The organism is Variovorax sp. P4_D9, assembly GCF_056401695.1.
Window position 1 is genome coordinate 1 of record NZ_JBFUIU010000280.1, and the last position, 10892, is coordinate 10892.

At 66.8% G+C, this 10892-nt stretch carries 9 protein-coding genes; all 9 read right to left on the bottom strand.

From position 1 onward, the window contains the following. Positions 1-259 (bottom strand): FmdB family zinc ribbon protein (locus AC1DY5_RS26650; RefSeq protein WP_478116269.1); only part of this gene is annotated, 259 nt, incomplete at its 3' end. 84 nt (positions 260-343) lie between these two features. Continuing rightward, positions 344-1792: a high affinity choline transporter 1 gene (locus tag AC1DY5_RS26655; protein WP_478116271.1), complete on the bottom strand. Its 1449-nt coding sequence runs from the start codon at positions 1790-1792 to the stop codon at positions 344-346. 17 nt (positions 1793-1809) lie between these two features. Beyond that, entirely contained in the window at positions 1810-3375 is a 1566-nt protein-coding gene (ubiB, locus tag AC1DY5_RS26660) for a ubiquinone biosynthesis regulatory protein kinase UbiB (RefSeq protein ID WP_478116273.1), read from the bottom strand. After that, entirely contained in the window at positions 3372-3923 is a 552-nt protein-coding gene (locus tag AC1DY5_RS26665; RefSeq protein ID WP_478116275.1) for a ubiquinone biosynthesis accessory factor UbiJ, read from the bottom strand. Before AC1DY5_RS26665 ends, ubiB begins: the two co-directional genes overlap by 4 nt. Before the next feature lie 213 nt (positions 3924-4136). Beyond that, on the bottom strand, positions 4137-5186 hold the full coding sequence (locus AC1DY5_RS26670) for a Tim44 domain-containing protein (protein WP_478116277.1): 1050 nt from the start codon (positions 5184-5186) through the stop codon (positions 4137-4139). Between the two features lie 28 nt (positions 5187-5214). Beyond that, entirely contained in the window at positions 5215-5946 is a 732-nt protein-coding gene (gene ubiE / locus AC1DY5_RS26675; RefSeq protein WP_478116279.1) for a bifunctional demethylmenaquinone methyltransferase/2-methoxy-6-polyprenyl-1,4-benzoquinol methylase UbiE, read from the bottom strand. Between the two features lie 70 nt (positions 5947-6016). Then, positions 6017-6448: a gamma-butyrobetaine hydroxylase family protein gene (locus AC1DY5_RS26680; protein ID WP_478116281.1), complete on the bottom strand. Its 432-nt coding sequence runs from the start codon at positions 6446-6448 to the stop codon at positions 6017-6019. Next, positions 6448-6885, bottom strand: coding sequence for an HIT family protein (locus tag AC1DY5_RS26685; RefSeq protein ID WP_478116283.1), 438 nt, complete (start codon positions 6883-6885; stop codon positions 6448-6450). The genes AC1DY5_RS26680 and AC1DY5_RS26685 overlap by 1 nt, the downstream gene beginning before the upstream one ends. Positions 6886-6890: 5 nt before the next feature. Further along, a complete protein-coding gene (locus AC1DY5_RS26690) occupies positions 6891-10778 on the bottom strand; it encodes a DUF3683 domain-containing protein (protein ID WP_478116285.1) in 3888 nt (1295 codons plus the stop codon). Positions 10779-10892: the final 114 nt, after the last annotated feature.

Sequence of the window (10892 nt, forward strand, 5' to 3'; positions counted from 1 at the left end):
CGGCAGCGCCGTCCGCCGGCGCGGAGGCCGGGCTGGCGGCAGGCTTGTCGCCTCCGTCGGTGCCCTTCTTGCCGCCGCCATCGCGGAAATCGGTCACGTACCAGCCCGAACCCTTGAGCTGGAAGCCGGCGGCCGTGAGCTGCTTGCTGAATGCGCTCGCACCGCAAGCCGGGCAGTCCGAGAGCGGCGCATCGGACATTTTCTGCAGCACGTCCTTGGCAAAGCCGCAGGCGCTGCACTTGTAGGCGTAGATAGGCATGGGATTGGAGGCGAAAGGAGCGGCCGGCGGCCGCTCGCAAAGCTCTCGATTATAAGGGTACCCCCTGATCCCCGGGGACGGGACTCAGGCCGGATCGACCGCCAGCGGCTGGTGGGGAGTGCGCGTGTTCGAGACCCACTGGGGCGCCAGCGAGCCGATCACCATGCCGCCGAACGAGGCCAGCAGGCCGGCGAGTTGGGCCGGGAACTCCCGGCCCCAGGGCATCACGAGGAACAGCAGCCACGAACCGATGCCCAGCAGCACCGCCGCCACGGCACCCTGGGTGCTCGCACGCTGCCAGTAGAGGCCGCACACCAGCGGAACGACGGCGCCGACCAGAGGCACCTGATAAGCCCCGGACACCAGTTCGTAGATCGGCGTGCCCTGCATCCGGATCGCATAGGCCAGCACCGCCACGCTGAACACCAGCACCGTGACGCGCATCGTGAGCAGGTTGGCCCTATCGCTGCCCGCGGGCCGGAACTGGCGCCAGATGTTCTCGGTGAAGGTCACACTCGGCGCCAGCAGGGTCGCCGAGGCGGTCGACTTGATCGCCGACAGCAGCGCGCCGAAGAACAGCACCTGCATCACGAAGGGCATCTTCTGCAGCACCAGCGTCGGCAGCACCTTCTGCGGATCCTCCTTCAGCAATTCGGCGGTCTCGGTCGGCATGATCAGCAGCGCGCTCGCCACCAGGAACATCGGGACGAAGGCGAACAGGATGTAGGCGACGCCGCCGATCACCGACCCGCGCGTGGCCGAGCGCGCGCTGTTGGCCGACATGACGCGCTGGAACACGTCCTGCTGCGGGATCGAGCCCAGCATCATGGTGATCGCCGCCGCGAAGAAGAACACCATGTCCTTGTAGTTCGGCTCGGGCCAGAACCTGAACAGGTCCTTGCTGACCGCGAACGCCACCACCCTGTCGGCGCCGCCGGCCATGTGGCCGGCGAAGGTCGCGATCACGGCCAGCCCCAGCACCAGGATGATCATCTGGATGAAATCGGTGACCGCCACCGACCACATGCCGCCGAACAAGGTGTAGGCCAGGATCGATACCACCCCGATCACCATGCCCATCGAGACGTCGATCGCGCCGCCCGAAAGCACGTTGAACACCAGCCCCAGCGCCGTGACCTGGGCCGAGACCCAGCCCAGGTAGCTCAGCATGATGATCAGCGAGCAGGCGACCTCGATCACCCGGCCGTAGCGCTCGCGGTAGTAGTCGCTGATGGTCAGCAGCGTCATGCGATACAGCTTGCCGGCAAAGAAGAGGCCGACCAGGATCAGGCAGGTGCCGGCGCCGAACGGGTCCTCGATCACGCCGTTGAGCCCGCCATCGATGAACTTGGCCGGAATGCCGAGCACAGTCTCGGAGCCGAACCAGGTGGCGAAGGTGGTGGTCACGATCATGTAGAGCGGCAGGTGCCGCCCGGCGATCGCGAAGTCGGTGGTGTTCGTGACGCGCTTGGCCGCATAGAGGCCGATGGCGATGGTGACCAGAAGATAGACGATGACCAGGGTCAGCAGCACGACAACGAAATTCCTTCTCAGAACAGACGCACGCGCACCAGCACCTGCATCGCGATCAGCCCGAGCACGAATCCCAGGCCCCCGTAGATGATCGCCTGCAACAACCGGTTGGTGCGCTTCTGGGCGGCCAGGAGTTCCAGCAGTTCGCGGCGATGGTCCGGCGGGCGATTTTCCAGGAAATCGTGCAACAGTCGCGGCAACTGCGGCAACAATTTCGCGTAGCGCGGCGCCTCGGCGCGCAACTGCTCGAACAGCTTGCGCGGACCGATCTGGTCGGTCATCCACTTCTCGAGGAAGGGCTTGGCCGTGTGCCAGAGGTCCAGTTCGGGATCGAGTTGACGGCCCAGCCCTTCGATGTTGAGCAAGGTCTTCTGCAGCAGCACCAGCTGCGGCTGAATCTCGACATGGAAGCGGCGCGAGGTCTGGAACAGGCGCATCAGCACCATGCCGAGCGAGATCTCCTTCAGCGGGCGGTCGAAGTAGGGCTCGCAGACGGTGCGGATCGCCCCCTCGAGTTCGTCGATGCGGGTGCCGTGCGGCACCCAGCCGCTCTCGAGGTGCAGCTCGGCCACGCGCTTGTAGTCGCGGCGGAAGAAAGCCACGAAGTTCTGCGCCAGGTATTCCTTGTCCGACTCGGTCAACGTGCCGATGATGCCGAAATCGAGCGACACGTAGCGCCCGAAGCTTTCGGGCGCCAGGCTGACCTGGATGTTGCCGGGATGCATGTCGGCGTGGAAGAAGCCATCACGGAAGACCTGGGTGAAGAAGATCGTGACGCCGTCGCGCGCCAGCTTCGGGATGTCGACGCCGGCCGCGCGAAGGCGGTCGAGCTGCGCGATCGGCACGCCCTTCATCCGCTCCATCACCATCACCTCGGGATGGCAGAAGTCCCAGTACATCTCGGGGATCAGCACCAGCTCGAGCTTCTCCATGTTGCGCCGAAGCTGGGCCGCGTTGGCCGCCTCGCGCACCAGGTCGAGTTCGTCGTGCAGGTACTTGTCGAACTCGGCCACCACCTCGCGCGGCTTCAGGCGCTTGCCATCGGCCGACAGGCCCTCGACCCAGCCGGCCATCATCGCCATCAGCGCGAGGTCCTTCTCGATCACGTCGCGCATGCCCGGGCGCAGCACCTTGACCGCCGCCTCGCGCACCGAGCCGTCGGCCAGGCGCACCGTGGCGAAATGCACCTGCGCGATCGACGCGCTGGCCACCGGCGTCTCGTCGAACTGCACGAAGATGTCGCTCACCGAGCGCCGGAATGCGCGCTCGATGGTCGCGATCGCGACCTTGGAAGGGAACGGCGGCACCCGGTCCTGCAGCCAGGCCAACTCGTCGGCGATGTCGGGCGGCAGCAGGTCGCGCCGGGTCGACAGCACCTGGCCGAACTTGACGAAGATCGGCCCCAGCCGCTCGAGCGCCTCGCGCAGCCGCTGGCCGCGCGGCGCATCGAGATTGCGGCCGACCGAAACGATGCGGGCCACCACCCGCAGCCAGGGCTTCTGAAAGCTCGTGAGGACGAGTTCGTCGAGGCCGTAGCGCAGTGCGACCCAGATGATAAAGGCGCCGCGGTAGATCCGCCTCATTCGGCTGCAGGCCCGCCAGTCTTGCCTGGACGCTGGCCGACGAACTGCCGCAGCGCCTCCACCACGCGGCGGGCGCCGGTGGCGATCGTGTGCGCCGGCACGTCGCCGATGGCGCGCGCCAGATCATCTTCGACATCCCAGCGCACATGGTCGACCAGCCAGTTGACCTCGGCGGCCAACTGCACGTCGCCCTCGATGCGAACCGCGGGCTTCTCGCCCTTGAAGGCGGCGCGGGCGAGGCCGAATGGCGACGCCTCGGTGACCGCCAGCGTGAGTTCGGCAGCGGCGCCTTCAGGCGCGAGGTCGAGCAGACCGGCCGGCGTCGGGATGAACTGCATCGTCACGGAGCGCCACTCGAACTTCACGACACGGCCCTGCAGCCGCAACAAGCGCTGCTGGGCTTCGGGCTCCTGCTGGAGCACGTGATTGAGAAAGAGCACCGCACGGTGCTGCATCTCGTGGATCGCCCAAGGGGGCGGCTGCAGTCGACTGCCGACGCGATTGGCGAAGTCTTCCAGAAAGGCAAATGGGGACGATGGTGTAACCATCTCCGTATTATCAACGCGCCCCCAGTTTGCCCCGCACTTCGTGTCGGGTGCAGCCGAAGAGAAAAAACAGCGCTGGACCTGCCCTTGGCCGGCGCAGCCAGGCCCGTTGGTGGAACACCGCGGAACTGGCTTTGCCAGCCCGCTGGTGTTGCGCCCGGCAGGGGGTGGGCGCCCGGACACGAATTGCCGGGCAACGGCAACCTGGGGGGAGCGTTATTGCAACGCCTGGACGCCGGCCACGAGCCAGCCGCTGCCGCCCTGGGTGTCCTTGGTCATGTTCCAGACCTCGCGGAACGGACTCGGGCCGGCCGAGACGTCTTCGCGGATCATCCCGGAGAACTCGACGCTCGCCAGGTACGCATCGGGCAGTTCCTCGATGCCGAGCAGCTTGGCATCGAGCATGACGACCTCGGTCTTGTTCGGCTGGCCACCGGTGTGGGTCTCGCGCTCGGCGAGTTGCTGGCGGATCTCGCCGACCATACCGTCGGTCATCATCGAACGCAGCGTGCCGATGTCGGCGCGGTCCCAGGCGTCCTGCAAGGTCACGAAGTTGCGCTTGGCCGCCGTCAGGAAGCCATCGGCGTCGAAGCCGGCGGGAATGCCCCACGATTGCGATCCGGCCAGCGCCGAGCCGATCATGCTGCCGCCCGCAGCGGCGGCACCGGCCATCGACGAGCCGACCGTGCGGTCGGCCGGATGTTCGGGCTGGGACGCGCTGGCGTCGAAGGCGATGGCATTGCTTTCCCACGGCCGGGCCGAGGCGTCGTTGCCGACGTTGCGGGGGCTGTACTGCGGCGGCGCGGTGGCATCCGCGGGACTGCCCGCGCCCTGGAAGGCGAAGCCACCGGCGCGCGGCGACGCAGCGGCGGCTCGCGAACGGGCCGAGAAGATGCGCCACACGACGACGGCCGCCAGCACCAGCAGGCCAATCAGCAGGATGTTGCCGAAGGCGGCACCGAGGCCCAGCGAATGGGCCAGCCAGGCCAGGCCGAGGCCGGCCGCGAGACCGCCGAGCATTCCGGCCCAGGGCCGCTTCGGTGCCGCCGCGGCCGGGRCCGCGGCCGCAGGATTGGCAGCGGGATTGGTCGCGTTCTGCGCCGGCGCACCCGGGGTCGCGGGCGAAGCGGGCGGCGTGGCCTGGCGCTGCGTCACGTTGCTGGACTGCTTGCCGATCGAGCGCCCCCCGCCCATGCGGGCGGCACTGGCATCGATGCTCACGACAGCCAGGGCGCACACCAACAACCAGGAACCAATATTCTTCATCACGTCTCCTCTTCGGCGAAAAACAGCTTCAACACTTGATTCCAACATGCAGGGCGACCACGCCGCCCGTCATGTTGTGATAGTCCACATGACCGAAACCGCCCTCCTTCATGAGGGTCTTGAGATCTTCCTGCGCCGGATGCATGCGGATCGACTCGGCCAGGTAGCGGTAGCTGGCGTCGTCGCCCGCCACCACCTTGCCAAGGCGAGGCAGCACGCTGAACGAATACCAGTCGTAKGCCTTCTGCAGCGGATTGGCGACCTTGGAGAATTCGAGCACCAGCAACTTGCCGCGCGGCTTCAGCACGCGGTTCATTTCCTTCAGCGCGACATCCTTGTGCGTCATGTTGCGCAGCCCGAAGGCGACCGTCACGAAGTCGAAATGGTTGTCGGGGAAGGGCAGCTTCTCGGCATCGCAGACCAGCGTCGGCAAGGCGACGCCGGCATCGAGCAGGCGGTCGCGGCCGGTCCGCAGCATGGCTTCGTTGATGTCGGTGTGAACCACCTCGCCGCTGGCGCCCACCTTCTTGGCGAAGGCCAGCGACAGGTCGCCCGTGCCGCCGGCGATGTCCAGCACCTTCGAGCCCTCGCCGACGTTCGCGACCATCACCGTGTAGGCCTTCCAGGCACGGTGCAGGCCCATCGACATCAGGTCGTTCATGAGGTCGTAGCGCGAGGCGACAGAGTCGAAGACCCCGCGCACGCGCTTGGCCTTGACGCTTTCGTCGACCGATTCGAATCCGAAATGGGTGGTGCTCATAGCTCCGATGTTAGGCCGGAAGCGTTCACATCAACCCGGATATCCCGCAAGGATGCTGGAAATTCGTCGCTCAATGGCTGCCGCAGGCGTGCCCACCGTGGCCGGAAGCGGCCGACTTGTCGGCCATCGGTGCGTCGCGATCGACGCCCGCCGCGGCAAGGCGGCGCTCGTACTCGGCCCACAGCTCGGCCTCCCGGGCGCCGAGTTCGTACAGCAGGTCCCAGGAATAGATCCCAGTGTCGTGGCCATCGCTGAAGGTCGGCTGGACCGCATAGTTGCCGATCGGCTGCAGGTCGACCAGGTCGACCTCGCGCTTGCCGGTCTGCAACACCTCCTGGCCGGGCCCGTGGCCTTGCACCTCCGCCGAGGGCGAATAGATGCGCATCAGCTCGAACGGGATGCGAAAGGTCGCACCGTCGGAAAATCCGACTTCGAGGACGCGCGACTGTCCGTGCACGGTAATCGACTGGGGCGTCGGTGCGCCCGCCTGCAAACCTGCCATCAAAAACTCCTTGTCGCCAGACGACGGATCATTTCGCGTTCCAGCGCCGGCAGTCGATGCTCAATCGCCTGCTCGCGCTGCGGATCGGCCGCCCGCTGCGCCGCGGCCCACACCGGCGAAGGAAAGCGGCTGTCCCAATCGAAGCGCGCGATCACGTGCCAATGCAGGTGCGGCACCATGTTGCCGAGCGCGGCCAGGTTGATCTTGGCCGGCGACAGCAGATCGCGCAGGCACTGCTCGACCACCGCCACSGCCTCCATGCACAGGTCGCGGTCTTCGGGCGTCAGGTCGGACCACTCGGCCACATGATCGACCCAAACCACCCGATAGAAGGCCGGAAAACCCGCTTCGGCCGCATGGATGACACGCAGCCTGGCGGCCTGGAACACCAGGCGGCCGCCGGCTTCGTCGCACAGCGGGCATCCAGCGACACGCATCGCCGTCACACCAGCACGCGTTCGATTCCGCCCTGGTTGGCGGCTGCGACATAGGCGGGCATCCAGTCGGCACCGAGGATCTTGTTGGCCATCTCGACCACGATGTAGTCGGCCTCGAGCAGGCCATTGTTGAGATCGTTGCCGTAGCGGCTCAGGCCCTGGAGGCAGCTCGGGCAGCTGGTGAGGATTTTGACGTTGGCCTCGGGCGCGACCATGCCGGCATCGCGCAACGCGGCCTCGCCCTTCTTCAGCTCCTCTTCCTTGCGGAAGCGGATCTGGGTCGAGATGTCCGGACGGGTCACGCCCAGCGTTCCGGACTCGCCGCAGCAGCGGTCGTTCTTGAGCACGTTGTCGCCGACCAGCGCCTTCACGGTCTTCATCGGGTCCTGCAGCTTCATCGGCGTGTGGCAGGGGTCGTGGTAGAGGTAGCCGCCGCCGCCCGAATCGCCCAAGGTGATCCCCTTCTCGAGCAAATACTCGTGGATATCGATGATCCGGCAGCCCGGGAAGATCTTGTCGAATTGGTAGCCCTGCAACTGGTCGTAGCAGGTGCCGCAGCTCACCACCACGGTCTTGATGTCGAGGTAGTTGAGCGTGTTGGCGACGCGATGGAAGAGCACCCGGTTGTCGGTGATCATCTTCTCTGCCTTGTCGAACTGGCCACTGCCGCGCTGCGGATAGCCGCAGCAGAGATAGCCCGGCGGCAGCACGGTCTGCACGCCCGCATGCCACAGCATCGCCTGCGTGGCCAGGCCGACCTGCGAGAACAGGCGCTCCGATCCGCAGCCCGGGAAATAGAACACCGCCTCGGACTCGGGCGTGGTCGCCTGCGGGTTGCGGATGATCGGCACGTAGTCGGCATCCTCGATGTCGAGCAGCGCGCGTGCGGTCCTCTTGGGCAACCCACCGGGCATCTTCTTGTTGATGAAGTGGATCACCTGCTCCTTGACCGGTGCCGGGCCCAGCGTCGCCGGCGGCGCCGCGGTCTGCTTCTTGGCCAGCCCGCGCAGCAGGTCGTTGGCCATGCGCTGGGCCTTGAAGCCGATGTCGACCATGCCGGTGCGCATCATCTTGATGGTCTGCGGATTGGTCGCGTTGAGGAAGAACATCGCCGCCGCATTGYCGGGCCGGAAGGACTTCTGCCCCATCTTGCGCAGCAGGTTGCGCATGTTCATCGAGACGTCGCCGAAGTCGATGTTGACCGGGCAAGGCGTCAGGCACTTGTGGCAGACGGTGCAGTGGTCGGCCACGTCCTCGAACTCTTCCCAGTGCTTGATGCTGACGCCGCGCCGGGTCTGCTCCTCGTACAGGAAGGCCTCCACCAAAAGCGAGGTCGCGAGGATCTTGTTGCGCGGCGAATAGAGCAGGTTGGCACGCGGAACGTGCGTGGCGCACACCGGCTTGCACTTGCCGCAGCGCAGGCAGTCCTTGACACTGTCGGCGATGGCGCCAATGTCGCTCTGCTGCATGATGATCGACTCGTGCCCCATCAGGCCGAAGCTCGGCGTGTAGGCGTCGGTCAGGTCGGAATGCAGCGTCCGCCCATCGGGGCCGGCGTGCTCGCTGCCGCGCAAGAGCTTGCCCTTGTTGAAGCGGCCTTCGGGGTCGACCTTCTTCTTGTAGTCGGTGAAGGGCTGCAGCTCGGCGTCGCTCAGGAACTCGAGCTTCGTGATGCCGATGCCGTGCTCGCCCGAGATCACGCCGTCGAGGCCGCGCGCCAGCGCCATGATGCGCACGACGGCCGCGTGGGCGGTCTGCAGCATTTCGTAGTTGTCGCTGTTGACCGGAATGTTGGTGTGCACATTGCCATCGCCGGCGTGCATGTGCAGCGCGATCCAGACCCGGCCCTTGAGGATGCGCTGGTGGATCTCGTTGCACTCCACCAGGATCGGCGCGAACTCGGCGCCGGCGAAGATCGCCGCCAGCGGCTCGCGCAGTTGCGTCTTCCAGCTCGCCCGCAGCGAATGGTCCTGCAGCTGCGGGAACAGCACCGCGACCTGATCGAGCCAGCCCTGCCACAGCGCCCTCACCTCGCCCACCAGCGCCAGCGCCTCGGCCACCCGGCCTTCTAGCACCTCGGCCGCGGGGATCTCGTTGGCATCCTCGCGCTTGCCCAGCGGCAGGTTGCCGCGCGCGAGGAAGTCCTCGAGCCCATCCGCCAGCGCGATCTTGTTCTGCAGCGACAGCTCGATGTTGACGCGCTCAATGCCGTCGGTGTATTCGGCCATCCGCGGCAGCGGGATCACCACGTCCTCGTTGATCTTGAAGGCGTTGGTGTGCCGGCTGATGGCGGCGGTGCGCTTGCGGTCGAGCCAGAACTTCTTGCGCGCCTCGGGGCTGATCGCGATGAAGCCCTCGCCGCTGCGCGAATTGGCGATGCGCACCACCTCGGAGGTCACGCGCGCCACCGCGTCGGCGTCGTCGCCGGCGATGTCGCCGAACAGCGCCATCTTCGGCAGCCCGCCATGGCGCTTGGACTTGGTCGCATAGCCGACCGCCTTGAGATAGCGGTCGTCCAGGTGCTCCAGGCCCGCAAGCAGCACGCCCGAGCGCTTCTGCTCGGCGAACATGAAGTCCTTGATCTCGACAATGCTGGGCACCGCGTCCTTGGCATTGCCGAAGAATTCGAGGCAGACCGTGCGCGTGTGCGCCGGCATGCGGTGCACGATCCATCGGCAGCTGGTGATCAGGCCGTCGCAGCCTTCCTTCTGGATCCCGGGCAGGCCCGACAGGAATTTGTCGGTCACGTCCTTGCCGAGACCTTCCTTCCGGAAGGTCTTGCCGGGGATTTCGAGCCGCTCTGTGCGCAGCGCGGTCTTGCCGTCGGCGGCAAAGTACTGAAGTTCGAACACCGCGCTGTCGGCGTCATGGATCTTGCCGAGGTTGTGGCCGACGCGGGTGACCTCAAGCCATTCAGCATTGGGGGTGACCATCCGCCACGAGACCAGGTTGTCGAGCGCGGTGCCCCACAGCACGGCCTTCTTGCCGCCGGCATTCATCGCCACGTTGCCGCCGACGCAGGAGGCCTCGGCGGAGGTCGGGTCGACCGCGAACACGAAGCCGGCGCGCTCGGCCGCATCGGCCACGCGCTGTGTCACCACCCCGGCCTCGGTCCAGATGGTCGGCACCGGCGCCGTCAGGCCGGGCAGTTCGCGCAGCTCGACCTCGGTCATGGCCTCGAGCTTCTCGGTGTTGATCACCGCGCTGTTCCAGGTCAGCGGGATGGCGCCGCCGGTGTAGCCGGTGCCGCCGCCGCGCGGCACGATGGTCAGGCCGAGCGCGATGCAGCCCTTGACCAGGCCGGCCATCTCGGCCTCGGTGTCGGGCGCCAACACCACGAAGGGATACTCGACCCGCCAGTCGGTGGCGTCGGTCACGTGAGACACGCGCGACAGGCCGTCGAACTTGATGTTGTCCTTGGCGGTGAGCCGGCGCAGTTCGCGCGTGGCCTTGCGCCGCAGGGCCGCGACCTCGCGGAACATGGCGTCGAAGGAAGCCACGGCGCGCGCCACCAGCCCGGTCAGTTCGCCGACGGAGGCGTCGCGCTGGGCGTCGCTGTCGGGCGTGCGCCGCTTCTCGATCTCGCCCAGTCGGTGCTTGAGCGCTTCTACCAATTGGCCGCGGCGGCGCGGGTTGTCCAACAGGTCGTCGACCAGGTAGGGGTTGCGCTGAACGACCCAGATATCACCCAGCACCTCGTACAGCATGCGGGCCGAGCGGCCGGTGCGGCGTTCGGAGCGCAGGCGCTGGAGCAGGTCCCAGCCGCGCTCGCCCAGCAGCCGGATCACGATCTCGCGGTCTGAAAAGCTGGTGTAGTTGTAGGGGATCTCACGCAGTCGCACAGGCTCTGCGGCCTGCGACAACAACGCCGTCAACGCGGTCGGAGCATTCATCGGGGAGTCGCCTCGGTCGGGCGCTGCGCGCCCACGAACCAGGGGGGCGAATTTTAAGTCAGGCCGATGGCCCATGCCGGCGCCAGGGCACCCGAGGCATCCCGGCATGCCGGG

Coding starts and splice junctions, on each gene's coding strand:
- ubiB (WP_478116273.1), bottom strand. CDS start 3,375: ATGAGGCGGATCTACCGCGGCGCCTTTATCATCTGGGTCGCACTGCGC.
- AC1DY5_RS26665 (WP_478116275.1), bottom strand. CDS start 3,923: ATGGTTACACCATCGTCCCCATTTGCCTTTCTGGAAGACTTCGCCAAT.
- AC1DY5_RS26680 (WP_478116281.1), bottom strand. CDS start 6,448: ATGGCAGGTTTGCAGGCGGGCGCACCGACGCCCCAGTCGATTACCGTG.